Origin of the sequence: Clostridium zhoujianii (assembly GCF_051590805.1) — a bacterium.
In the GTDB taxonomy this organism is placed as follows: Bacteria; Bacillota; Clostridia; order Clostridiales; family Clostridiaceae; genus Clostridium.
The window spans coordinates 2851888-2878845 of sequence record NZ_JBPUTF010000001.1 but is presented as its reverse complement, the minus strand read 5'-3'; the positions used below and the strand labels follow the sequence as shown (position 1 = coordinate 2878845).

Sequence of the window (26958 nt, the reverse complement as noted above, 5' to 3'; positions counted from 1 at the left end):
AGCATAAGCTAGTAAGACCCCTTGAAGAACACGAGGTTGATAGGTCAGAGGTGTAAGTGCAGTAATGTATTGAGCTGACTGATACTAATAGGTCGAGGGCTTGACCAAATAAATAACGAGAATACTTAATATATACTATGTGCAATTTTCAGAGAGCAATCTTTGAATAAATGTTCCGCGGTAGCTCAATGGTGGAGCACTCGGCTGTTAACCGATAGGTTGGAGGTTCGAGTCCTCTCCGCGGAGCCATTTTTTTTTGCAAAAAAAGCGATAGTTAATACTATCGCTTTTCTTTTTATATATAATAAAAAATAGTAACATTATTGTAATGTATATTTATAAATTAATATCTAGCATTTAATGGAGTAACATTATATTATAGAGTTATAATTATTTGTAGTATAGTATAATTTGTTTATAATAGAAGAGAGGCAGCAAATTGCTTCTCTTCTATTAGCATATATTGATATGAGGTGAGAGAATGTCAAAAATTTTATTAGTTGAAGATGAGGAAAGTATAAGAGGATTCTTAAAAATAAATTTAATTAGAAATGGATTTGAAGTTATAGAAGCTGATACAGGTGAAGATGGAATAAATAAGGCTCTTAATGAAAAGCCAGATATAGCTATATTAGATGTTATGCTACCAGGAATTGATGGGTTTCAGGTATGTAATAAATTAAGAAGTGAGTTTCCTAAAATGGGGATTGTAATGTTAACAGCTAAGGGTCAGGATATGGATAAAATAATGGGACTTGAATATGGAGCAGATGATTATATTATAAAACCATTTAATCCATTAGAGGTAGTATTAAGAATAAAAGCGATTTTAAGAAGAATAGAAAATGAAGTTGAAAATAACGGTATTATTCAAAAACTAGAAGGTGGACCATTCATAATAGATTTGTACTCACAAAAACTATTAAAGAATGGGCAGGAAATAGATGTTACTCCAAAAGAATATATGATAATGAAGTTATTTATTGAAAATCCTAATAAAGCATTTACAAGAGATGAATTATTGAATATTATTTGGGGTTATAATTTTTTTGGAGATCCAAAAATTATTGATGTAAATATAAGAAGATTGAGAGCTAAAATAGAAGAAGACTCATCATCACCTAAATATATTGAAACAGTATGGGGATTGGGATATAGATGGAAAGGTTGATAATATGAAGAGTATAAAGAGTAGATTAATAAAAAGCTTTATAATAGTTATATTTTCTACGGTCATTATTTTGGATATATTATTGGTAGTATTCATAAAAAAGTATTATTACGATAATTCAGAAGCTTTATTAAAGAATCAAATAAGATTATCAACAAGCTTTTATAATAAATATTTTTCATCTTATTCACTAGAGGAGACAGTTTACGATAATCTGGATAGCTTTTGGGATCAGACTGATGCACAAGTTCAGATTTATAACGATAAAGGTAAGTTGATTATGAATTCTATTGGAGCAATAGATGGAAATATAAAAGAATATTCAGATGTAACCAAAGTGCTTAATGGTGAAAAAAGTAGCCGATGGGTAGGAAAGGTAGATTATTATGATTATAAAGTAATGGCAGTATCTAAACCAATTATTGTTGAAGATGAGGTTATTGGAGTTATAAGATTTATAATCTCCTTACAAGGTGTGGATAGAGCAATAAATGCTATTGTTTTATTTTTCTTATTTATATCAATGTTAGTTTTAGTAATAGGATTTATTTTAAGTATATTAATAGCAAAAAGTATAATAACACCAATAAAGGAGCTTACAGTTGTTGCTGAAAAGATGGCAAGTGGTGATTTGAAAGTAAGAAGTAATATTAAGGATAAAGATGAAATTGGTAAGCTTGCGAATACCCTTGATTATATGGCAGAAGAGATACAAGCAAAAGATGAGTTAAAAAATGAATTTATTTCATCGGTGTCTCATGAACTTAGAACTCCACTAACATCTATAAAAGGCTGGGCAATAACACTTGATGATGAATTGACAGATAAGGAAACCTTAAAGGTTGGATTAAATATAATAGAAAAGGAAACTGATAGGCTTGTAACAATGGTAGAAGAGTTGCTAGACTTCTCTAAACTTGTGAATGGAAAAACAGTATTAAATAGGAAAGAGGTTAAGGTAAAAGATTTTATAGAATACATGCAGATATATATGTCTCAAAGAGTTAAAAGAGAAGGTAAAGTATTAGAGATAAAATCAAATATGTGGGATGATATAGTATATATAGATATAGATAAGATGAAGCAGGTACTAATAAATATTGTTGATAATGCTTTGAAATTTACAGATACCGAAGGAAGAATAGAAATAGATATTAATAAGAGAGAGAACTATATGAGTATTATTGTAGAGGATAATGGTTCCGGAATATCAAAGGAAGATTTACCAAGGGTTAAAGAAAAGTTTTATAAAGGTAAGAATGTTAAGTCACAAAATGGAATTGGATTATCAATATGTGATGAGATTGCAAAACTTCATGGAGGAGACTTGAAGATAGAAAGTGAAGAAAATATAGGTACAAAGATAACTGTTATAATCCCTTTAATTAAGGGGGTGCAACCGTAAAATGAAAAAAATTTTTAAAATACTTACTATATTCATATGTAGTTTAATATTTACAGGTTGCTCTATTACTAATGGGGGAGTAGATGTTAATATCAAAGCACCTAAAAATAATAAATTAGGAATAAGCGGAGTATGGAAAGTTAGTGATTATTCTGTAAAGGATAGGAATATTTCAACACAATCTCAAATAGATGAAATAATAGAAAATTCATTAATAATAAAAAATAATTCTATAAAAATCGGTAGTAAGACATTAAGCGGAGTAAATTATAAACTAAAAGTAGTTGATAAGAATTATATGCTTTCATATGAGGCAAACTTTAAAGTATCAGATTTAGGTATAGATTATGACAGTACAAATATATATTCAATAACATACCAAAATAATATTTTGGGAGAGATAATATATCAAGAGGAAGGAAGTTCCTATTTTTATTATGAAGGAGTAATTTTTACTATTAATATAGAATCAGAAATTGAAGAAAGAGACGAAGATTTTAAGGCGAATAAGTACGATGATGAAAAGAAGGGATTGAGTCAAGAATCTAGTTCTCAAGGAGTATATATTGGTTTAAAAAGTAGTGATCCTCAAAATAATGGTAAAGAAGAGTATAGAACCTTATGGATTAGTACAAAAGAAAATGAATTGCAAGAGATAAAAGAAAAAAGTGATATAATATTCCCTAGAACTAAGGGAATATGGGTATTGAAAAAAGAAACTATAGAAGATAAGGAGTTAAATATAGATTATGAATATTTTGTGGCAAATTCTATAGATGGTAAAGCTCCTGAAGCCAATATTGAAAAGGATAGCAATATTAAAATATTCGAAGATGGGATAAATATTAAGAGAAGTTTAAATTTTGTTGGAAATGACTATATTGCTACAGAAGTTACAAGAAGTGGTAAGATTATTAATAGCCCTAAATACGAAGTATTGCCTATAGATAATCTTCATTCTGAAAAAGCAATTGTTATAGGTGATATTTATCCAGAAGAAACGAATAAGATATATCAGAGAGCATATGAAAATGCATATAAAAGTCTTGATAGTTCAAAGACTAGGGGATTAAGTAAATATATAGATTATAGTAATTTTACATTAGTGAGGAGTAATGGTAAATGGGTATTGCAGGGAAGAATATCATCTATATCAGATGGAATTCCCTATGATTATCCTTTAAATATTACACCTAATCAAAAGTTAATAAACTATGATACACTAATAATACCATGGAAAGTTCTAAAGGGAGAGATACCTTTTATAGTAGATGCATTTATATCCCCTGATGGAAAGTTAGGTATAATAGTAACTAAGAATGAATTATTAATATATGAGATACAAGATGGTAATTTAGGATTAAACCCATTAAAGCGAATTCAGCTAAAAGATGGAGAAGAGGTAATTATGTCAGAGTGGTGTGCCGGAGATTATGTTGATAAATGGGGTAGTGTATTCAAAGAAAATAGTAGAAGTATAGAATAGGAGGAAAGAAATGATTTCAAGAGAGGTAGCATCTACTGTACTAGCTAAATGCTTAGTTACAGGTGGAGATTTTGCAGAAATTTTTGAGGAAGATTGCATAAGCAATTCAATAGGTATATTAGATAATAAAGTGGAAAATGCACTAGGGGGTAGAACCTATGGTGTAGGGATAAGAATATTTAAAGGGTTTAAGAGCGTATATGCTTATACTAATGATAATAGTTTATCAGGATTACTAGATACAGCATATAAAGCAGCTTTAGCTTTAGGTGATTTAAAAGAAGAAAAGAGTATTGTATTAAATAATACAGTTAATGTTGGTGATATTCATAAGATAGAGATATATCCAAATGTTGTTGAGTATGAAAAGAAAATAGGTGTAATGAAGATAGCCTATAAAAGTGCTAAAGAGTTTAGTACAGATATTTCACAAGTAAGTGTTTCATATATGGATAAGGATCAAAAGATTCTTGTTGCAAATACAGAAGGGGTGTATGCAGAAGATAGAAGAATAAGAACAAGACTAGGTATAAATGCCATTGCATCTAAGGATAATGAAAATCAAACAGGTTTCGAAGGGCCAGGAAGATATAAGGGATTTGAAATGTTTAATGAAATAGATCCAGCTTACTATGGCAGAGAAGCAGCTAGAACAGCATACACAATGTTACATGCAAAAAATTGCCCAGCAGGTAATATGATGGTTGCTATAGATAACGGGTTTGGTGGAGTAATATTCCATGAAGCTTGTGGACATTCACTAGAAGCAACAGCTGTAGCTAAGGGGAATTCCGTATTTGCAAATAAGCTAGGAGAACAAATAGCATCTACCAAGGTCACTGCAATTGATGATGGAACAATTCCAAATGCTTGGGGATCTATAAATATTGATGATGAAGGTAATGCAAGTAATAAGAATATATTAATTCAAGATGGTATATTAAAGTCATATATGGTTGATAAACTTAATGGAAGAAGAATGGGGATGAATGTAACAGGGAATTCTAGAAGACAAAGTTATAAGTATGCCCCTACTTCAAGAATGACTAATACTTATATCGCAGCTGGTGAGGATGATCCTAAGGAAATAATTAAATCAATATCAGAAGGGCTTTATGCAAAAAAACTTGGTGGCGGTTCAGTTAATCCTGTCACTGGAGAGTTTAACTTTGCTGTGGCAGAAGGATATTTAGTTAAAGATGGCGAGATTCAAGAGCCAGTTAGAGGGGCTAGCTTAATAGGTAAGGGTAGTGAGGTATTAATGAATATTGATATGGTAGGCACCAACATAGAGCAAGCACAAGGGATGTGTGGTTCATCTTCTGGTAGTATACCTGTTAATGTAGGTCAACCTATGATAAGAGTAAAAGAAATCACTGTAGGTGGAAGATAGGAGGACTGATTATGGAATTTAAAGATTTTAAAGAGTTATTATTCAAAAAAGCAAAGGCAGAAGGTTTTAATGAATGCGAAATTTATTTTAGTAATAGAGAAAGTTTAAATATTACTGTTTATGAAGAAGAGGTAGAAAAGTATAGTCTTAATAAAACTTTTGGACTATCATTTAGAGGTAAAATAAATGGTAAAATGGGTTATTCATATACAGAAATATTAGATGAAGATGCTATAGATATGCTTGTTAGTAATGCAAAAAGTGGAGCTATGTCTATAGAAAGTGAAGATACTCAATTTATCTATGAAGGAGATAAAGAATATAGTGAAGTAAAATCTTATTCAGAAAAGCTAGAAAACATAGATAATAAAGACTTAATAAAGATAGCATTAGATATGGAAAAAGAGTCAAAGAAATATTCAGATAAAGTAGTTAATATAGGCGGTTGTAGTATAGGTTATGGAACATCTGAATACGGAATTTATAATACTAAAGGATTAGAACTAACTAACAAAGGAAATTTGCTAACAGCTTATGTTGCACCAATAGTAGAGGAAAATGGAGAAAAGTATGATGGAACTGGATATATAACTGCTAATTCTGTAGGTGAAATAGATCCTAAGGTTATAGCTAAACAAGGTGTTGAAGAAGCATTATCAAGAATTGGTGGTAAGAGCATTGAATCAGGTAAATATAAAACAATAATATTCAACGAAGCAATGGTATCACTTCTTGGAACATTTTCAGGTATATTTAATGGAGATGCAGCACAAAAAGGATTGTCTTTATTAAAAGGTAAAGAAGGGGAAGTTATTGCTTCAGATATATTAACAATAGTTGATGATCCATTATTAGAAAATGGACTATCATCAACACCGTTTGATGATGAAGGTGTTGCTACTTATAGAAAAGAAGTTATTTCAAAGGGTAGGCTAACTACATTACTTCATAATTTAAAGACTGCAAATAAGGCAGGAATCAAAACAACAGGTAATGGCTTTAAAGGATCTTATGCATCACCAGTAAGTATTTCTCCAACTAACTTTTATATAGAAAAGGGAGAGAAGAGTTTAGAGGAACTTATGAAGATTATTGGTGAAGGATTAATGGTTACAGAGTTTGCAGGACTTCATTCAGGAGCAAATTCAATAACTGGAGATTTTTCATTAGCAGCTAAGGGATTTTATATAGAAGGTGGAAAGAAGTCATTTCCTGTTGAGCAAATAACTGTAGCAGGTAATTACTTTGACTTATTAAAGGACATAGAAGTGATAGGAAGTGATTTAAGGTTTCCAATGAGTAGTATTGGATCACCATCTATTATAGTAAAAGAAATGTCAATAGCAGGTAAGTGATTTTATAATTAAAATATAATTATTAGGTTAAAATATAAAGCAAGTCAAACACTATACTTTAGTATTTGACTTGCCTATATTTTATCTATTTATCCTTGTTAAAATAGTCAGCTCTTATCATTTTATCTGATAAGTCTAGAGAATTTTTTAACATTTCTTCATCTTCAGCAGATAAATCAGTTCCTTTAACTGTACCATTAGTAAGGATGGCATAGTTTTTATTTGTATTAAGGAGATTTCTACCAAAAACGGTATTTTCATATTTAGTTCTATCTACGCCCAACATATAAAGCATAGTAGGCATTATGTCAATTTGACCGCCAATTGTATCAAAAGTTTTACCTTCATTAATACTTTTATCATAGATAATAAATGGAACAGTAGGATTACTATTATCTAAGTACCAATCTTCTTTATTTGATAATTGGTTAATTCCAAAATTGTAATATTTATGAACTCCTGTATGATCACCAACTATAGCAATAACAGAGTTATCTAATATACCTTCTTTATCAAGTAATTCTAAGAAGTAACCAATTTGAGCATCCGTATAGTGAACACTTTCAAAGTATCCTCCTAATTCACTCTTGTTAAGCTCATCATCAAGAGATAATTTTCTTAACTCAGCAGGTAAATCAAATGGGCCATGATTTGTAAGGGTTATTGTATGAGCGTAAAATGGCTCTTTAAATTCCTTTATCATTGGGACAGTTTGCTCAAAGTAACTTCTATCACTAATTCCCATTCCAATAAGATCAGAGGTATCAAAACTAAATTGATCTATAAAGTTTTCAAAGGCAATACCACCTTTTAGGGCATTAGCATAATTCCAGAAAGAACCTTTATCAGGATGTATAGAGGCTGTTTCGTAACCTTCATCTTTAAGTAATATCGGTAAAGAATTATACTTAACGTTTGGATATCTAAAGAAAGTACTTCCTCTTCTTAATGGAAGCATTGATGTATTAACCATTAAGTCTGAATCAGAACTAGTTCCTTCATTAACTTGTTCATATATATTAGGGAAGTATAAACTTTGTTCTATTAGTGAATCCATAACAGGGGTAATTTTTTTACCATTAATCTCTTTACCTAAGACAAAAGTCTCTAAAGATTCAACTTGAATTACTATTAGATTTTTATTTTTTGATATACCAGCATATTCATTATCTGGCAAGTCTTCTTTTTTCCATTCATAATACTCATTTATTTTTTGATTTTCTTCATCTGTAAGGTCATATGGTTTAGAGTTATTATAAACTGTATAAAGGTCTATTATATGATACCCAATAGATGAAAAATACTTAGCAGTATTAGTTGGATCATAACCATCAAATAAATAAGCTTTATTTACATCCTCATTCTTTAATACGTAAAGATTAAAAGGAACATAAGCAACATAAAGTAAAGGTATTATAAATGTAATAAGAAATAACTTTATTGATCTAGCTGGAGTAACTTTATAGGATTTTCTAGTCTTAAATACATAAATACCTAGTATTATTAAATCTAAGAAGAATAATATGTCAAGTGGACTCATCATTGAGAATACAGTTCCACCTAAATTATCTAGGTTTGCAGTTTGAGTTAATATTAGTACAGAAGGCATCGTTAAGAACCCTCTAAAATACATTACATCTAATAATACTAGTAGAGTAAATAATCCATCGACAATAAATATATAGATTATTCTTCCTTTACCTTTAAATAGTAATGCAAAACTAAGAAATATTAATGTAAATGCAAAATAGTAACTTAAGAAATATGAGGATTCAGAAAATCCAAGGGCTAAATCGAAATTATATGGATTTTCACTTTGAATGAAACCTTGTAAGAATACTCCCTTGCATACAATACCTATTAAAGGTATTAGAAATAGTCCAAGTTTTATAAGGGTGTGCTTGTCTACATTTTTCACATAAGATTTAATGCTATCTATAAATTTATTCATGCTTTCACCTCTTTGAAATAGTCAATTTAAATTATAATATACTTATAAAGTCAAAGTAAACAGTTAAAAAAATCTTTAATAAATCTTTATAAATGATATAATTGAATAAAAGGTTATATTTTGAAATAACATTATAACATTTAAACTAGTATGAGGTGAGATTATGAAGAGGATTGATTGCAAGGGCCTTCAATGTCCAGTGCCAGTAAAAAGAATTAAAAAATATTTTGATTCTATTGGAGAAGGTGAAGCAATTGTATTTGTTGACAATGATATTGCAAATGGAAATGTAGTAAAATATGCGATGAGTCAAGGATACCAAGTAGAATCTAAAGAAATAAATGGCGGATACGAAATAAAAGTTGAGAAAAGAGGTTGTCTAGAAGTATTAGAAGAGGAAAAGGAGATTTCTATTTTAATAACTACAGACAAGTTGGGTGAAGGAGATGACAAGTTAGGTGAAAACCTAATGATAAGTTATTTTGATACATTAAGTGAAGAAGATAAAGTTCCTAAGACAATAGTATTCCTAAATGGTGGAGTAAGATTAGCTACTAGAGGATCTAAGATTATAGAAGGGTTAAAACTATTACAAGAAAAAGGAGTAAATATTTTTACTTCAAAAACTTGTTTAGAGAGTTATGGATTAGAGAAAGAGTTACTTGTAGGCAAAGTAACTGATATGAGTGAAATAGTTGAAATAATGAACTCAGCAGATGATTTAATAAAGTTATAAAATAAGCTAGGATAATTCCTAGCTTATTTTATATTTAGTATTATTCTCAAATATATTTAGGGTATAGATATTTTTTTCATTATCTCCAAAGAAATCAGAGTAGGATTTATTAAAACCCAAATCATCACTTTCAATAAAATAAATTAAAAAGCCTTTGCATATATCACTTGTATATAGGATTTTAAATTCTTGACATATCTTCTCAAGATTCCCATAAGATTTATTTTTTGAAACAACTTCAAACCTCATATAGCCATCTCCTATACCCATGGTTTTAACTCTATAGTCTACAGTAGAATCTAAAGTATTTTCTTTAATAAATTTTCCTTCGAAGGAATACTCAATATTTTTAGTATTTTTATTTACCTGCACATTAGAGTTTATAGAACTATTAGGAACTAGATTCTTTACTGGTAATACCATAGTTGATAATATTTCATTATTTTCATCTAGGAATTGCAAGTTTATATTTCCACTAAATAAATAAGAAGAATCATTAATTACTGTAAGAAAAGCATCAGCCACAGAGCTTGAATCTGAATAGGTTATCTTGTATATAAAAGATAAGTCTTTATACGTATCTATAACTTTTTCGCTGGCATCCAAATCAGATATTACAGTAGTATTAGATTGGATATCATCAACAGAAGGCAAATTCTTTATATTAAGTAAGTTTAATATAATCCCAATACCTAGAGAAATAAAGGAGAGGATTATAAGTGTAAGGGTAATTATATTTAGTATTTTTCCTTTCTTATGTAATTTAAACCCTAGTATCAATAGAGCTGAACATACACCTAGTAAGCCTATAAAATATAGGACTAGTGCTATAGTATTCATTTTATCACCTATTATTCATAATAAATTTGTATATGTTAATTTAAGAATATTATACAATCTAAAGTATAAAATTAAAAGCATGTTAAAGAAAACCTAGTATGATATAATCTAGTTATAATATATGAATTAGCAATATATTAAGGTTTTAAAATTAGCTTTAATATTGGGTATTTTGAAGGAGGAAATCTTTATGAATCAATATGACTTAATTATTATAGGTGGAGGCATTTCAGGGATGACTGCTGCCTTAACAGCATTGGAAAATGGAATTAAAAAGATTTTGCTCTTAGAAAGGGAAGAGATTTTAGGTGGAATATTGAATCAATGTATTCATAATGGCTTTGGTAAGAAGGTGTTAAATGCAGAATTTACGGGGCCAGAATATATTAATGTTATAGAAGAAAAATTAAAGGAATATAAAATAGATATTAAGGTTAATACAGAGGTGCTAGATATATCCATGGATAAAATAGTAAGTTATGTTAATCCAGATGAAGGGGTAGTAGATGTAAAGGCAAGTGCAATAATATTAGCTACTGGGTGTAGAGAGAAATATACTGGAAGTATAGTAATACCAACAAATAGATTTACTGGAATTTACACAATAGGCAATGCTCATAGAATAATAAATATTGAAGGTTACTTACCAGGTAAAGAACCGGTAATAATAGCAAGTAGCAGATGGGCACTTATAGTAGCAAGAAGACTTTTTATAGAAGGTGCTAATATAAAGGCGTTAGTAGTTAAAGAGGATATTGATTTTACATTCAATGAAGAGAATCAAAATATAATAAAAGGATTTGACATTCCAATAATAAAAGATAGTAAAATTGTAGAGGTCTTTGGAACAGAACGAATAGAAGGAGTAAAGATATTGAATAAAGAAAAGGATCAATATACAACTATTGCATGTGACTCCCTATTATTATCTGTGGGATATTTCTCAGAGGTTGATTTAGCAAGAAAGATTAAAATTAGTATTAATCCTAAGAACTTAGGACCAGAGGTAAATGAATATGAAACATCCTTTAAGGGTGTATTTGCTTGTGGTAATCTTATTTATGGAATAAATGCATTAAATGAAAAAGATATAGATGGTATTGAGGCAGGAAAGAAGGCCTCAGAGTATATAACAAAGTTTATATACTAAGGACCTTTATAGCTTCATTTAATAAAAAAGTATTTCCTAGGAAATTTAGATGAATTCCGTCAATATATATGTTTTTGTCTAAATTATCTAATGTCAAATTATAAAAATCAAAGTATTTTATAGCTCTTTTTTTGCAGAGATTAATTAGTTCAGTTCTCAGTATAGGAAGAGAGTTTTCACAATAAGAGTAGAATGGAGATGGTATGAATAGTTTATTTGCCATCTCTTTTATTATATAAGGTGGGATACCTATATATATGGTAGAATTACCTTCAATACCTTCATTAATCATTTCTGTAATATTAGAAAGTATAGAATCAATAGATCTACCAGATAGTAAGTCATTGGTACCACCCATTATAAAAATATACTTTGGATTATGGGTGATTACATCTTCGTAAAATCTATTAAGCATTGAAGGGGTTGTATCACCATTAACTCCTTTATTGATAACCTCTGATTTAAGTGTAGTAGATAGTTTAGATACCCAGCCTTGATTTTTAGGAACACCATAACCAAAGGTTATACTATCCCCTATAAAAACAAATTTTTCATTCAATGATATCACCTCTTAAAATAGTTTCTTAAAGCAATTTTTACATATCAATGTTTTACCCTTATCCCCTGTAACAAAGTTATCGGAGGATAGGAATTTATTACATATACTGCAGGTTTTATTTGCAGAGGTTGAATGAGCTAGATTATCTTTTTGAACTTTACCTAGAGGGCCTTTTTTTATTGGAGAATACATTATTTTATCATTTTCTATTTCGTTCTTTTGTATTGTATATGATATATTATATTGGCTCTCACCAAATAGTTCTAACTCAAATCGTGGATTTTCTTTATCATAGTATTCCTCAACAACAATTCTTCTGATTTGAGCATCATTAACAATCAATCCACTTTTTTCGATACCATCAAATATACTTTTTGTAATATTAATTGTATCAGGGTGTCTTTTGTCGCTTTTATAATAAACTTTAAGTAAGGCAATAAGACTTTCCTCTAAAACTACATCTGGATTTTGAGATCGTGCAATATATGCAATTTCTTGTTCATAAATTGCATAGCGATCATGATATTGGCCAGAATTAGAAGGTAAGATAGCTCTACCTTGAGTGTTATGCAGCTTAAAATTTGATTTAGTTATAGGTGATCCTGCAACGATTACCTTAGCATATGATGACATAATTCTAAACTCCTTCTTAAGAAAACTTAATTTTCCATAAATTCTATAACAAAATTGCTGATTTATTTTTTAAATATACTATAATTGTATATATAGTACTAAATTTAAATATACATTAGATTAAGTTTCTGTACAAGGGAAATGAATTGATATAGGAGAGTATATAAAGTATAATACTTTTATTGATTTTTAAATAGAAAAAAGACGAGGGATACATAAATGGATAGAAAGTTGATATTATCAATAGAATCAAGCTGTGATGAAACTTCAGCAGCTGTAGTACAAGATGGAAGAATAGTATTATCAAACATAATAGCATCTCAGATAGATACCCATAAGAAATTTGGAGGGGTTGTACCTGAGGTTGCTTCAAGAATGCATATAGAGGTTGTTGATGCAGTAGTAAAAGAAGCGTTAGAAGAGGCTAGTGTTACTTTAGAGGATATTGATGCTATAGGAGTAACATATGGTCCAGGTCTTGTGGGAGCTTTATTAGTAGGGTTACAATATGCAAAAGGATTGGCTTTCTCATCAAATAAACCTTTAATAGGAGTAAATCATATTGAAGGACATATTTGTGCAAATTACATACAACACAAAGACTTAGAACCACCATTTGTATCATTAGTAGTTTCTGGAGGACATACATTTATAGTACATGTAAAGAACTATAGGGAATATGAGGTTATAGGACAAACAAGAGATGATGCAGCAGGGGAAGCATACGATAAAGTTGCAAGAGCCATAGGCTTAGGGTATCCTGGTGGACCTAAAATAGATAAACTTGCAAAAGAGGGTAATGAAAATGCTATGGAATTCCCTAGAGCAAATTTTCACGAAGATACATTAGATTTTTCATTTAGTGGGGTGAAATCTGCAGTATTAAACTATTTAAACAAATGTAAAATGCAAGATATAAAAATTAATGAAGCAGATGTAGCAGCTTCATTCCAGAAGGCTGTTGTAGATGTATTAAGAGATAATGTTTTCTTAACATGTAAAAAGAAGAATCTTAAAAAAATTGCTATAGCAGGTGGAGTAGCATCAAACTCTGCATTAAGAAGAGCATTAATAGAAGAAGGAAAAGAAAAGGGGATAGATATTTTATTCCCAGAGCCTGTATTATGTACAGATAATGCAGCAATGATAGGATCAGCTGCCTATTACGAACTTATAGGTGGCAATATATCATCATTAGACTTAAATGCTAAACCTAATTTAAAATTAGGTGAAAGATAGGTGAGAGGATGAATCTGATACCAGAATCAAATGGTTTAAAACGAATAAACATGAAGGAAAAGATCCATCCAGTTCAATGGGTAAAGAGATTTGCTATAGTAATAGTAGGTATTTTTGCAATAGGATTTATATTTCAGCTAGTAAGCAATTTTGTTGGAAAAGAAAAAGTTCAGTCAAGGTTAAATTATGCAAAAATTGATGGTAAGAAACAAGAGTATAGAACAAGAGGAGCTGGAGATTTTACAATTGTATTTGATGGAGCTATAGGAGCTAACTTATATGAGTGGGAATCCATAGCTAAGGAAGTAGAAAAAGAGCTTGATGTTAAAACTTTTGTGTATAATAGGAATGGGTATGGATTTAGTGATATTGGAGAAATAAAGACACCTAAAGAAAAGGCAGAAGAGTTGAAGATACTTCTTAGAAAAGCTGGAGTTACTGGTTCAGTAATATTAGTTGGAGAAGAGTATGGAAGTTTAGTAATGACCAACTTTGCTAATTTGTATCCTGAATCTGTAAAAGGTATGGTTCTTGTACAACCATTTAATGAGGAAAATATAAAAAGTGAAGCTTTTAGAAAAGAAATTAAATGGAAGTATTATAGGAGCAAAATTGAGAAGGTTGGAGCATCCTTTGGATTAACAACCTTACTTGAGAAGTTTGGACTGGCTATAAAGGTAAATGACTTTGAAGAAAATCTACCAAAGGGTGCAGATGAGGAGTTTGCAGTTCATAAAACAAAGAAAAATTATAGACAAGCAATATCCAATGAACTTGAAAATATATATAATTATGAAGATAACTCTCAAATAGATGGGTTAATGAAGAATAAACCATTATATATAATATCTAATAGAGATGATGAGGAATTGTCAAAATTAGGAACTGTTGAACTTACTAGCGTATATAAAACAGATTCAGATTCTAAGATAATTTCCATTACTGATAGTGAGTCGGTAATTACGGGAATAAATTATGTTGTAAAAGAGGCAAAGAGAATCGAGAGAAGAACAGAAAAGTAAATTTATTTAATAAATTAAGAATATATAGAGTTAACCAGCTGTTGGTTAGCTCTATATTATTATATACACATACCTATTAGACAATTATTATGTTAATCTAATTTGTTAAAATATTAATTACATAAAAAAGTATATATGTCATAAATGATGACATATACTTGTCACAAAAAAAGGATATACTTTAAATATAGAGAAGCTAATAAATTATTAGGAGGAAATATTGTTATGAATACGGAAAATAATAACGAGGATAATAAAAGTTTTGTTTTTTATGGTGAAGAGAATAACAGTAATCAAGAAAATGATGCAAGAGTAATTTTTACAGAAGGTCCAGTTAAGAAGAAAAGAAAAAATGGTATAAAAATATTAGGTGTAATAGCAGGTGGTCTTGCAGTTGCAATGACAGGAGGACTAATTGGAGGCTTAGTTACTTATAATGTTATGAACAAGAATGGAACAGTAGTAGAGTCTAAGTCCTATGCAGCGCCAGAATTTACAAGTGCATCAGATGGGACGTTAACAGTTTCTGAAGCTTTTGAAAAGGTAAAACCAGCAGTAGTAACTATATCAACAAAAGGAATTCAAAAGTATAATGGACTTTATCCACAAGAGGTATCTGGAATAGGATCAGGATTTATAATAAATGAAGAAGGATATGTTCTAACAAATTATCATGTAATAGAAGGAAGTCAAGAGGTAACAGCTCTTTTAAGTGATGGAAGTGAAGTTAAGGCTAAGGTTGTTAACTATGATCAAGCTAAAGATATGGCAATGTTAAAACTAGCAGATGGAACAAAGGTTCCTGGAGTTGCTGAATTAGGTGATTCAGATGCCTTATATCCAGGGCAAGATGTAATAGCGGTAGGAACACCATTATCAAAGGATTTTGCTCAAACTATAACTAAGGGTGTAATAAGTGCAGTAAATAGAAATATTGAGGCAAGTACAGGTGTAACAATGAATGTAATTCAAACTGATACTGCTATAAACCCTGGTAATAGCGGAGGTCCATTAGTTAATACTAAAGGTCAAGTAATAGGTATTAATTCAATGAAGTTAGTAGTAGACAATGTAGAAGGAATGGGATTCTCAATTCCTATAAATGATGCAAAGGATAGAATAGATACATTATCAAAACCAATTATAACCCTTGGAGTAAGTGTAAGAGAAATAGATGAGGCTACTGCTAAGAGGAATGATTATCCAGAAGGATTATTTGTTAAAGATGTAGTGGAATTTTCACCAGCTGAAAAGGCAGGAATTAAAATAGCGGATATAATTACAAAGTTTGATGGGAAGAGAATAAAAACTTTCGATGAATTAAATGAAATTAAAGGAAAGAAAAATATAGGCGATAAGGTAGAGGTTGCTGTTGAAAGGAATGGAAAAGAGGTTACATTAACATTAGAACTTACTGAAAGTTAGCTTGAATTATAGTATAATGGGAGTAACTATTTCCATTGGAGGGCTGATATGAGTAAATTAGATCAAGTGTATAATTCATTACTTCAATTGCAGAAGGAAGAGCAAAGAGGAGTTTCAGCAGCAGAATTAAGTGATTTTATGGGTCTAGATAGAGCAAATGTTTCTAGATACTTAAATAGTTTATTCAAGGAAAATAGAGTGGATAAAATAGAGGGTAGACCTGTTATCTACTCTATTTCTAATGGAGTTAATAATGGAAGTAAAGACGAGATGGCGGTTTCTGAAATAGAAGGTAATAATAGCCTTGATAAAATGGTAGGTGCAAGTCAAAGTCTTCAGGTTCCAATACAGCAAGCAAAGGCTGCAATGCTTTATCCACCTAGAGGACTTCATACGTTAATATTAGGAGAAACTGGTGTAGGAAAATCTATGTTTGCTGAGCTTATGTATTTATTTGCAAAAGAATCAAAGGTTATAGAGAAAGATGCACCTTTTATAAGATTTAATTGTGCAGATTATGCAGATAACCCTCAATTAGTTATGGCTCAGATATTTGGTGTGAAGAAGGGGGCATATACTGGTGCTGATACTAATAAAGATGGATTGTTAAAGAAAGCAGATGGTGGAATAATATTTTTAGATGAAATACATAGATTATCACCACAAGGACAAGAAATGTTATTTACTTATATAGATAAGGGATATTTTAGGCCTTTAGGAGAGACTGATAATCCGATTCACGTTGAAGCTCAGATTGTAGCAGCAACTACAGAAGATCCACAGTCCTTTATGTTAAAGACATTTACAAGAAGAATACCTATGAGTATAACTTTACCATCTTTAAAAGAAAGAAGTATTCAAGAAAGATATTATTTATTGGAACAATTTATAAAAGCAGAATCAGTTAGGCTATCTAAGAGTATTTACTTTAATAAAAACGCACTAATATCTTATCTTCTATATGATTGTCCAAATAATATAGGTCAACTTAAAAGCGATATCCAATTAGCTTGTGCAAAAGCATTTCTAAATTATAAGGCAAATGGAAGGGATTTCATTTTAATTGAGCAGTCCGATTTACATCAGAGAGTTAAGAAAGGGCTAATGAAGCTTCAAGACTATAGGTTAGAAATAGATGAGCTACTTGCAAATATGGGGGATGTATTAAGATTTTCATATAAGGATAATGATAATATATTCAATATGGTAAAGGAAGAAGAGGAGTATATTCATGGAGAATACTTCTATGACATTATTGAAAGTAAGCTAGAGGAACTTAAGAAAAAGGGATTAGAAGAGAAAGAAATAAATGATATTTTAAACATTGATATAGAAAGTTATTTTAAAAAATATATAAGAGATTTACCAGGACAATTCAGAAAAGAAGAAATTAGTAAAATAGTTGATGTTAGTATAGTTGATATGGTAGAAGAGATATTAGCGCTAGCAGCTAAAAGATTAAATAGACAATATGATGAGAAGGTATATTTCGGACTTGCGCTTCACCTTCAAGGTAGCTTAGAAAGAATTAAACAAGGTAATAAAATATATCATCCGAAGTTGAATTTTATAAGAGTTCAGTATGCAGATGAATTTTTAGTAGCTATGGAGGCTACAAAGAAAATAGATAGTACCTTTGGTATTCAAGTGCCTTTAGATGAAATTGGGTATTTAACAATGTTTATAGCAGCTAGACCTTATGAGATAGATGAGAAAAAAGACGGTAAGGTTGCTGTTGTTGTAATAATGCATGGTCATTCAACTGCTACAAGTATGGTAGAGGTTGCAAATACACTCATAGGTGAAGATTATACTATAGCCTTAGATATGCCATTAAGTATGAAAGCAGAGAAGATGTATGAAATTGTTAAAAATAAGGTTCTAGAAATTAACTCCGGAAAGGGAGTACTGTTTTTAGTAGATATGGGATCACTAACTAATTTTGGTGATATGATTAAAGAAGAAACAGGTATTCCTGTTAAAACCATTGATATGACAAGCACCTTATTAGTTATAGAGGCTGGTAGAAAAGCTTTAAATGGAAGAAGTTTAAATGAGATATATAAATCATGTTTAGATATAAGTAGATATGGTATTCAAGGAATAAAGGTGCCGAAAGAAACAAAGGGAGACATGATTATTACAGCTTGTTTTACAGGTGAAGGATCTGCTGAAAAGTTAAGACAGATATTAAATCAAAGACTAGTAAATAGTGAAAAGGTGAAAATAGTACCTCTAAATATATTAGATAAAAGTGATTTTTCAGAGAAGGTGGAAAGCTTAAGGAATGATTACAATATATTAGGAGTTGTTGGAACTGTAACTTTAAATGTTGAAGGAATTCCATTTATTCCAGCACCAGATATTCTAGCAGGTGATGGAATAGAAAAACTCGATGAATGGATAAATGAAGAGGGAGACTTTAGAAAGATATCTAAGTCAATAGATAGTCAATTAACAGATATTGATGGGATAGCATTAGTAAATTTAGTTAGAGAGGCTATAAAGGATATTGAAGAAAGATTAGAGATTAAAGTATCTCATGAAGTGAAAGTAGGTATTGTAATACATTTATGCTTCCTTATAGAAAAAACAATTAGTGGAGGTAAGGGAAGAAACTTTGAAAAGCTTAACGAGTATAGAAATAAGCACAGCAAGGAATTTATTTTAGTAAAACAAAGTTTGAGAAAGCTTGAGATGAACTATAATATTAATATAGGGGAAGATGAATTAGCATTTATAGTTAGAATGGTTACAGAAAATAATAAAACTGTGTAAAAGTTATCATTAGTGTGTAAAATAAATAGTGTGTAAAATAGTGTGTAAAATAACTGTGTAATTAAATTGCACAGTTATTTTTTTTATGAGTAGATGCAAAGCTAGTAATATCAATGTATTTTTAGAAAAATAAAAAAAATTATGAAATATGAATAGTTGGCATGACAATTGCTTATAATATATAGTGCAAAAGTAAATAATTAAAATTAAAATAAAAAAGATTCAAGGGGGAATTAACCATGACAAAAATAATTTTATGTTGTTCAGCAGGTATGTCAACAAGTTTATTAGTAACTAAGATGCAAGCGGCTGCAAAGGACCAAGGTATTGAGTGTTCAATTCAAGCTATGGGTGAAGCAGATGTTAAGAATCACGAAAGCGAAATGGATGTTCTTTTATTAGGACCACAAGTTAGATTCTTATTAAACAAGATGAAATCAAAATATGAGCCAATGGGTATTCCAGTAGACATAATACCAACAGTTGATTATGGTACTATGAACGGAGCAAAGGTTTTAGCTTTAGCATTAAGCATGGCTAAATAATAAAAGTTTGATTTAATGGATAAATAGGGAGTTACTGGGGGGTACTTCTTAGGACAATAATTATAGTAGATACGAGAAGGAGTTTAGAGTAATGGAAGAAATTATATTAGGACTAATAATGAATAGCGGAGAAGCAAGAAGTTATGCTATGGAAGCAATTCAAGCAGCAAAAGAAGGAAAGATCGAAGAAGCAAAAGCACTAATTGCGAAATCAGATGAACAGTTAGGACATGCTCATAATGCACAAACAAGCTTAATCCAAGCAGAAGCTGGCGGAGATAAAGTTGAAATGTCATTATTAATGTGCCATGCACAAGATCACTTCATGACATCAATGACTGTGAAAGACTTAGCTAACGAATTTATAGACATATACGCAAGATTATAGTCTGAATTTAATACGAACTCTAATGGTTTCCATTAGAGTTCGTTGATTATAACAGTATATAACAGGCTAATTATTTAACATAATTATATTTATATTGAAGTTAAAATTAGTGTAGATCTGCAGAGAGGAAATTATATAAAGAGGAGAGTAGCTATGAGTTATGTAATTGGTGTTGATGGCGGTGGTACTAAAACCGAAGCTGTTGCCTATGATCTTAATGGTGAAGTATTAGCTAGAGCGTTAACTGGTTTTGGGAATCTAGTTAATGGGAAACAAGAAGCTTTAAATAACATAACTACTTCAATAGAAGAGTTAATTAATAAGCTTGGAGAAGACGGGTTAAAGGGAATATATTTAGGACTTGCAGGATCTGAAGTGGGGGATCATGCAGAAGTAATCTATAAAGAAGTTAAAAGCAAATTCCAAAGAGATTCTATTATTATGAACGATGGAGATTTAGCTTTAAAGGCGCTATTAGAAGGTGAAGATGGTATTTTAGTTATTGCTGGTACTGGGTCAACTGCCTTTGGAGTTAAAAATAATAGACAAGCAAGATGTGGTGGATGGGGCCATTTACTTGGTGATGAAGGAAGCGCTTATAAAATATCTATAGAAGCATTTAAAAATATGATTCATGAAGAAGATTTTGGTTTAAAAAGAAGTGAATTATCACAAGCTATTCTTGACAAACTAAATATGAATCATGTTGATGAAATTGTAGGGTTTATTTATTCGGCAACAAAAGATGAAATTGCAGCAATGGCAGGTTTGGTTTCAGTTCATGCTGAAAAGGGAGACAAATTTGCAAAAGAGGTTTTAGTTAATGAAGGAATAGAAATTGCTAAAGCAGCTGAAAGGGTATTTAAGAAATTAGAGTTTGAAAAATGTAGAATAGGATTAGTAGGAGGCGTTATAAGAAAATCTAAATTTGTTAGAGAAGCCTTTGAAAATTACTTAAAAGAAAATATAAATGTAGTAGATTTTGTAGAAAATGACGTTTCTGCAGCAAAGGGAGCCTACTACTTATATAAAAAAGAACAGAATTTATAAAATCTGGAGGACATAATTATGAAGAGGTTAGGAATTTCAGTTTATCCAAGTCACGGTTCTATGGATGAAATTATTGAATATATAGAATTAGCAGCTAAATATGGATTTAAGAGAATATTTACTTGTTTATTATCTGTAGAAGGTAAAACAACAGAGGAAGTTGTTGCAGAATTTAAGAGGATGCTAGATGTTGCAAATGCTCATGGGATGGAAGTAATTGCTGATTTAGATCCAACAGTATTTAAAAACTTAGGTGCATCAATAACTGACTTATCTGTATTTAGTGAAATGGGATTAAGCGGAATAAGATTTGATGAGGGATTTGCTGGTAACGAAGAATCTATAATGTCATTTAATCCATATGGATTAAAAGTGGAATTAAATATGAGTAATGGAACAAAGTATGTTGATAACATAATGTCATTTAGACCTAATGTTAAAAATATATATGGATGTCATAACTTCTATCCACATGTTTATACAGGACTTTCATTAGATCATTACATTAAATGTACTGATCAATTTAAAGAATTAGGTATAAATACAGCTGCCTTTGTAAATTCACCTACAGCTGAATTTGGACCATGGCCAGTATCAGAAGGCTTATGTACACTAGAAATGCATAGAGATATGCCAATAGAAGTTCAAGCTAAGCATTTATTTGCAACAGGTATAGATGATGTTATAGTAGCTAATTGTTTTGCATCAGAAGCAGAATTAAAAGCATTAAGCGAAATTAACAAGGATTTATTAGAATTTACTGTTGAATTAGTTGATGATATTCCAGAAATAGAAAGAAAGATAGTTCTTGATGAATTCCACTTTAATAGAGGGGATAATTCAGAATATATGGCTAGATCAACTCAATCAAGAGTTAAGTATAAGGGTGAGAAGTTCCCTCCATTTAATACACCAGATATTAAAAGAGGAGATGTTATCATCGAATCAGATCTATACACTAGATATGCTGGAGAATTACAAGTAGCTCTTAAAGATATGAAAAATAGTGGAAAGAGTAATGTAGTTGCTAGAATAGTAGAAGAAGAGTTATTCCTATTAGATTTAATTCAACCTTGGTCAAAGTTTGCATTTAAGCTTAAAAAATAAAACAAGACTGGGCTGTGGGTGGATCCATAGCCCTTTATTATAAAATTAATGGGAGGTGCCATTGTGAAAAAAGGTATTAAAATAGTTACTATAGGTGGAGGATCAAGTTATACTCCAGAATTAGTAGAAGGTTTCATAAAAAGATATGATGAATTACCAGTTAGGGAATTATGGTTAGTTGATATTGAAGAAGGTAAACACAAGTTAGAAATCGTTGGTGAGCTAGCTAAGAGAATGGTAAAAAAAGCTGGTGTCCCAATGGAAATACATTTAACTTTAGATAGAAGAGAAGCTTTAAAGGATGCAGACTTTGTAACTACTCAATTAAGAGTTGGATTACTAGATGCAAGAATTAAAGATGAAAGAATTCCTTTAAGTCATGGACTAATAGGGCAAGAAACTAATGGTGCAGGTGGTATGTTTAAAGCTTTAAGAACAATTCCTGTTATCTTAGATATAGATAAGGATATGTCAGAATTATGTCCTAATGCTTTCTTAATTAACTTTACAAACCCAGCAGGAATGGTTACTGAAGCTGTAATTAAGTATGGTAAAAATAAAAAGGTAATAGGTTTATGTAATGTTCCAATAAATATGGAAAAAGCAGCAGCTAATATGTTAGGTGTTGAACATAATAGAATAAGAATGGACTTCGTTGGACTAAACCATATGGTATATGGAAAGAAAATATTCTTAGATGGGGAAGATGTTACAGAAAAAGTAGTTGATTCAATTGCAGCTGGTAAGATGGGCTCAATTGTTAAAAATATTAGTGACTTTGAATGGGATGCTGATTTTGTAAAGGCATTAGGAATGATGCCTTGCCCATATCATAAATACTACTATGAAACATCAGAAATGCTTCATAGTGAGTTGAAAGAATTCTCTAAGGGAGAAACTAGAGCTGAAGTAGTTAAGAGATTAGAAGATGATTTATTTGAGTTATACAAAGATCCTAACTTAGATATAAAGCCACCACAACTTGAGAAGAGAGGTGGATCTTTATATTCAGATGCTGCATGTAGATTAATTCATTCAATATATAATGATAAGGGTGATATACAACCTGTAGATTGTAGAAATAATGGAGCAATCCAAGGGTTAGATAATGATTCAGCAGTAGAGGTTTCATGTGTTATAACTAAGGAAGGACCAAGACCATTAGCAATGGGTAAATTGCCTGTAGCAGTAAATGGATTAGTTCAAGAAATTAAGACATTTGAAAAATTAGTTATTGATGCAGCTGTGACTGGTGATTATCATAAGGCATTAATGGCTATGTCTATGAATCCATTAGTATCTTCAGATAAGATGGCTAAGATTTTATTAGATGAGCTATTAGAAGCACATAAAGATTATTTACCACAATTTAAAGAATATTTTGAAAGTAAATAATTATTGTTAAAGGTGAGCAATTATATTGCTCATCTTTTTTTGTTATGGGAAATAATATGATATGAATAGTTTTTATAGGAATGGATATTATTAAAGGAGTTTGACAAGGAAAAAAAGTATATGGTAAAATAATCAACATGTAAATAATATAGATGAAATATAGTGAAAAGCAACCACTTTAACTCTTGTTAGGTGGAGGCTTTATTTTTTTAGGGGGACATATGAAGAGTTTATTAAAAAAAGATAAGGAATTTTATAAAAAAATATTGTTAATTGCAGTACCTATTATAATTCAAAACTTTATAACATCCTCTCTTAATATAGTAGATACTATAATGATTGGAAAGTTAGGAGAAAAAGAAATAGCAGCAGTAGGAATAAGTAATCAGTATTTCTTTCTATTTAATATACTAATAATGGGTATTTTTAGCGGTATGGCAATCTTTACTTCTCAATATTGGGGGAAGAAAGATGTTGATAATATTAGGAGAATAGTAGGACTTGGAACATTATTTGCATTAGGAATAGGGCTATTATTTACTATCTGGGCTAGAGTATCTCCAGAGATGATAATTTCTATATTTAATAAGGATCCACAGGTAATAAGCCTTGGAGCAGATTATCTGGTGATAGTTTGTTTAAGCTACACATTTACAGCATTGACATTTAATTATGCTACTGCCTCAAGGTGTATAGAAAAAACGGCGGTTCCAATGGTAATAAGTGGAATAGCTTTATTAATTAATACTTTTTTTAACTGGATATTAATTTTTGGTAATTTAGGTGCACCAGCATTAGGAGTAAAAGGAGCAGCTATAGCTACAGTTATTGCAAGAGTATTAGAAGTTGTTATTCTATTAGGATATATATATATTACAAATGGAGTATTAGCTGCAAAAATAAAAGAACTATTTTCTTTTGATAAAAGATTTGTGAAAATGATATTTATTACGATGATTCCTGTTTTATTAAATGAAGGTTGTTGGGGATTAGGTTCTGTAATGTACAATGTTATTTATGGAAGAATAGGAACTCAAGCTATAGCATCAGTGCAGATAGCAACAACTGTAAACAATTTATTTATGGTTGTTATATTTGGGATAGGTTCTGCTGCATTAGTTATAGTTGGTAATGAAATAGGTAGAGGAAATTATCAAAAGGGATATGAATATGGTAAAAGGTCAGTTAAGCTGGGATGTACTATAGGAGTGATTTTATCTTTAGGATTAGTTTTACTATCAGGTAATATAGTTGAGATATTTGATGTTTCTAATGAAGTAAGAACTTGGGCAAAAGATATATTATATGTAATAGCAATGATTATGATAATTAGAGTATATAACATAATTATTATAGTTGGTGTTTTAAGAGGTGGAGGAGATGCTAAGACATCTTTATTAATTGAAGCATGTACTATGTGGTTTATAGGGGTACCGTTAGCTTTTATAGGAGCATTCATGCTTAAGTTACCAGTACACTTAGTGTATGCTTTGTGCACAGCAGAGGAGTTAGTAAAGGTAATATTGTGCTATAGAAGGTTTAAATCTAAGAAGTGGATCAATAATCTTGTAGGGGAATATTAAGTAGAAAAAAATCATAATTTGTTGAATTTATATCACGTTTCTCTTGGACAAACATATTTTATAGTATAAAGAACAATGGAGGTAAAAGTTATGAGCGGAAAAGTTGCTGTTTGTTCAGTATGTCCAAGAGAAAATCAACAAATCGAGGCAGTTATAAAATTACCAGTAGAAAAAAGAGCTGTTATTCATGGTACAGTTTTAGATTCTTGTGGTAATCCAGTAGCTGATGCTGTTGTTAAATTACTACAAGTTGTAGATGGTTGTAAGTTACCTTGTCCTCTAACTCACACATTTACAGATCAATATGGTCAATTCTTACTAGGACCTTTATGTCCAAATAGAAAATATATGCTTAAAGTTTATAAGGACAATATCCAAGTTAAATATATGCCTTTAGATGTTAATTGCTATGATGGAAAATGCATAGGCGTTAATCCAACAAGTGGTTGTGGAAATGGCCATAAAGATAATAATTGCGGTTGCTAATCGCTAGGTTATTGTTTTAACTTTCAAAAAAAGCCCTTATTTAAGGGCTTTTTATTCTTTTACTGGTATTATATACTATCCTTTAAAAGGTATTATATGATATTATAGTTTGAATCCTTAGAATAAAATATAATTTTTGGAGGCGTGATGGAAAAAATATTATTATACATAGTATCTATTTTCTTTGTTGTAGGGGCTATAGACTATTTTGAAGGAAATAGATTAAAGTTAGGAAGTGTATTTGAAGAAGGAATAAAGACAATGGGACCCCTAGTAATATCAATGATAGGAATATTATCAATAACTCCATTAGTAGCGAAATTATTAAGTGAGATATTATCACCTATTTCTAAAGCATTAGGATTAGATCCATCAGTATTCCCAGCAAGCTTTATTGCGGTGGATATGGGTGCTTATAATATATCTTTAGGGATAGCGAATACAGAAAATTTTGCAGTGTTTTCAGGAATTATAATAGCCTCAATTTTAGGGTGTACACTTAGTTTTACGTTACCACTTGCATTAGGATTAGTAAAAGAAGAATATATGTCATCCCTTACAAAGGGGATACTTTGTGGAATTATAACCATACCTGTGGCTCTTTTTATTGGAGGGCTTCTATTAGATATAACTATAGGAGCATTATTAATAAACATACTACCAATAATTTTGTTAGCTATTTTATTGTCGTTAGGAATAGTATTTAAACCAAAGTTAACATTGATAATTTTTAAATATATTGGAAGACTTATAGTTTTTGCAAGCACAATAGGTCTTATAGTTCAAGGAATATTTTCTATTTCGGGTATAGAGATATTAAGTTCTGTTATGCCCTTAAAAGAAGCTTTATATATCGTTGGAAAGATAGCAATATTTTTAGGTGGTGCATATGTTATGTTGGAATGTGTGCAAAAATTATTAAAAAAGCAATTAAGTTTTATTGGAAAAAAGATTGGAATTAATAATGAATCTGTTGCAGCTTTAATAGGATCTCTAGCATCAGCAATAATAGTTTTTTCAAATTTTGAAAAATTAGATGAAAAGGGAAGGATAATTTGTTCAGCATTTTCTGTATCAGGGGCATATGTGCTAGGCGGACAATTAGGATTTGTTGCAAGTGTGGAAGGAGATATGATAAGTGTATATTTAATAACAAAGATTATAGCTGGTGTATTATCTATTATTCTTGCACTATACATAATTAATATAGAAGAGAAAAAGAAAAATAATTTTAACAAGCTGATAACAGAAGGGGAGTAAA

The 26958-nt window shown here is 30.4% G+C and carries 23 protein-coding genes, 1 tRNA gene and 1 rRNA gene; 21 read left to right on the top strand and 4 right to left on the bottom strand.

Annotated elements, in window-relative coordinates; genetic code table 11:
* The 7 genes from ACSYT2_RS13695 to ACSYT2_RS13665 form a co-directional block, all read left to right on the top strand.
* Positions 1-108: ribosomal RNA gene (locus tag ACSYT2_RS13695) — 23S ribosomal RNA — on the top strand; the annotation flags it as partial.
* 66 nt (positions 109-174) lie between these two features.
* A tRNA-Asn gene (locus tag ACSYT2_RS13690) sits at positions 175-249 on the top strand.
* Between the two features lie 232 nt (positions 250-481).
* Positions 482-1171: a response regulator transcription factor gene (locus ACSYT2_RS13685; protein WP_430855747.1), complete on the top strand. Its 690-nt coding sequence runs from the start codon at positions 482-484 to the stop codon at positions 1169-1171.
* A gap of 4 nt (positions 1172-1175) precedes the next feature.
* Positions 1176-2576 carry a sensor histidine kinase gene (locus ACSYT2_RS13680; protein WP_438385027.1) on the top strand — a complete coding sequence of 467 codons (1401 nt, stop codon included), beginning with the start codon at positions 1176-1178 and terminating at the stop codon, positions 2574-2576.
* A gap of 1 nt (position 2577) precedes the next feature.
* Positions 2578-4062: a hypothetical protein gene (locus ACSYT2_RS13675; protein WP_430855745.1), complete on the top strand. Its 1485-nt coding sequence runs from the start codon at positions 2578-2580 to the stop codon at positions 4060-4062.
* Between the two features lie 10 nt (positions 4063-4072).
* Entirely contained in the window at positions 4073-5455 is a 1383-nt protein-coding gene (locus ACSYT2_RS13670) for a TldD/PmbA family protein (RefSeq protein WP_430855744.1), read from the top strand.
* 11 nt (positions 5456-5466) lie between these two features.
* Positions 5467-6810 (top strand): TldD/PmbA family protein, encoded by a 1344-nt coding sequence (locus ACSYT2_RS13665; protein WP_430855743.1) that lies wholly within the window; start codon positions 5467-5469, stop codon positions 6808-6810.
* Positions 6811-6895: 85 nt separating this feature from the next.
* Here ACSYT2_RS13665 and ACSYT2_RS13660 read toward each other — a convergent pair whose 3' ends face one another.
* Positions 6896-8761 carry an LTA synthase family protein gene (locus ACSYT2_RS13660; protein ID WP_438384983.1) on the bottom strand — a complete coding sequence of 622 codons (1866 nt, stop codon included), beginning with the start codon at positions 8759-8761 and terminating at the stop codon, positions 6896-6898.
* Positions 8762-8924: 163 nt separating this feature from the next.
* On the opposite strand from ACSYT2_RS13660, the gene yedF reads away from it, so the two are divergent.
* Positions 8925-9497: a sulfurtransferase-like selenium metabolism protein YedF gene (gene yedF, locus ACSYT2_RS13655; protein WP_430855741.1), complete on the top strand. Its 573-nt coding sequence runs from the start codon at positions 8925-8927 to the stop codon at positions 9495-9497.
* Positions 9498-9515: 18 nt separating this feature from the next.
* Here yedF and ACSYT2_RS13650 read toward each other — a convergent pair whose 3' ends face one another.
* Entirely contained in the window at positions 9516-10337 is an 822-nt protein-coding gene (locus ACSYT2_RS13650; RefSeq protein WP_438384982.1) for a hypothetical protein, read from the bottom strand.
* Between the two features lie 190 nt (positions 10338-10527).
* On the opposite strand from ACSYT2_RS13650, the gene ACSYT2_RS13645 reads away from it, so the two are divergent.
* Complete coding sequence (locus ACSYT2_RS13645) at positions 10528-11487, top strand: NAD(P)/FAD-dependent oxidoreductase (RefSeq protein WP_438384981.1); 960 nt, start codon at positions 10528-10530, stop codon at positions 11485-11487.
* Here the strand turns inward: ACSYT2_RS13645 and ACSYT2_RS13640 are convergent.
* Together ACSYT2_RS13640 and ACSYT2_RS13635 are read right to left on the bottom strand one after the other, a co-directional pair.
* Positions 11477-12052, bottom strand: coding sequence for a GDSL-type esterase/lipase family protein (locus tag ACSYT2_RS13640; RefSeq protein ID WP_438385026.1), 576 nt, complete (start codon positions 12050-12052; stop codon positions 11477-11479). The genes ACSYT2_RS13645 and ACSYT2_RS13640 overlap by 11 nt on opposite strands.
* 6 nt (positions 12053-12058) lie before the next feature.
* A complete protein-coding gene (locus ACSYT2_RS13635) occupies positions 12059-12679 on the bottom strand; it encodes a RusA family crossover junction endodeoxyribonuclease (RefSeq protein WP_430855738.1) in 621 nt (206 codons plus the stop codon).
* A 219-nt stretch (positions 12680-12898) separates the two neighbouring features.
* On the opposite strand from ACSYT2_RS13635, the gene tsaD reads away from it, so the two are divergent.
* The 12 genes from tsaD (at position 12899) to eutH (ending at position 26957) form a co-directional block, all read left to right on the top strand.
* Positions 12899-13918 (top strand): tRNA (adenosine(37)-N6)-threonylcarbamoyltransferase complex transferase subunit TsaD, encoded by a 1020-nt coding sequence (tsaD, locus tag ACSYT2_RS13630; protein ID WP_438384980.1) that lies wholly within the window; start codon positions 12899-12901, stop codon positions 13916-13918.
* 8 nt (positions 13919-13926) lie between these two features.
* Entirely contained in the window at positions 13927-14940 is a 1014-nt protein-coding gene (locus ACSYT2_RS13625; RefSeq protein ID WP_438384979.1) for an alpha/beta fold hydrolase, read from the top strand.
* A gap of 225 nt (positions 14941-15165) precedes the next feature.
* Positions 15166-16365: a S1C family serine protease gene (locus ACSYT2_RS13620; protein WP_430855735.1), complete on the top strand. Its 1200-nt coding sequence runs from the start codon at positions 15166-15168 to the stop codon at positions 16363-16365.
* A 48-nt stretch (positions 16366-16413) separates the two neighbouring features.
* Positions 16414-19143: a sigma-54-dependent transcriptional regulator gene (locus tag ACSYT2_RS13615; protein WP_430855734.1), complete on the top strand. Its 2730-nt coding sequence runs from the start codon at positions 16414-16416 to the stop codon at positions 19141-19143.
* A 239-nt stretch (positions 19144-19382) separates the two neighbouring features.
* Entirely contained in the window at positions 19383-19688 is a 306-nt protein-coding gene (locus ACSYT2_RS13610) for a PTS sugar transporter subunit IIB (protein ID WP_430855733.1), read from the top strand.
* Positions 19689-19779: 91 nt separating this feature from the next.
* Positions 19780-20076, top strand: a complete 297-nt coding sequence (locus tag ACSYT2_RS13605; RefSeq protein WP_430855732.1) for a PTS sugar transporter subunit IIA — start codon at positions 19780-19782, stop codon at positions 20074-20076.
* Between the two features lie 153 nt (positions 20077-20229).
* Positions 20230-21126 (top strand): N-acetylglucosamine kinase, encoded by an 897-nt coding sequence (locus ACSYT2_RS13600; RefSeq protein WP_430855731.1) that lies wholly within the window; start codon positions 20230-20232, stop codon positions 21124-21126.
* A gap of 18 nt (positions 21127-21144) precedes the next feature.
* A complete protein-coding gene (locus ACSYT2_RS13595) occupies positions 21145-22233 on the top strand; it encodes a DUF871 domain-containing protein (RefSeq protein ID WP_430855730.1) in 1089 nt (362 codons plus the stop codon).
* A gap of 63 nt (positions 22234-22296) precedes the next feature.
* Complete coding sequence (locus ACSYT2_RS13590; RefSeq protein ID WP_430855729.1) at positions 22297-23628, top strand: 6-phospho-beta-glucosidase; 1332 nt, start codon at positions 22297-22299, stop codon at positions 23626-23628.
* A 221-nt stretch (positions 23629-23849) separates the two neighbouring features.
* Positions 23850-25211 carry an MATE family efflux transporter gene (locus tag ACSYT2_RS13585; RefSeq protein ID WP_438384978.1) on the top strand — a complete coding sequence of 454 codons (1362 nt, stop codon included), beginning with the start codon at positions 23850-23852 and terminating at the stop codon, positions 25209-25211.
* Positions 25212-25301: 90 nt separating this feature from the next.
* The gene (locus ACSYT2_RS13580; RefSeq protein ID WP_430855727.1) at positions 25302-25697 is read left to right on the top strand and encodes a carboxypeptidase-like regulatory domain-containing protein; all 396 of its coding nucleotides are present in this window, start codon (positions 25302-25304) and stop codon (positions 25695-25697) included.
* 147 nt (positions 25698-25844) lie between these two features.
* Positions 25845-26957, top strand: a complete 1113-nt coding sequence (gene eutH, locus ACSYT2_RS13575) for an ethanolamine utilization protein EutH (protein ID WP_438384977.1) — start codon at positions 25845-25847, stop codon at positions 26955-26957.
* Position 26958 lies beyond the last annotated feature (1 nt).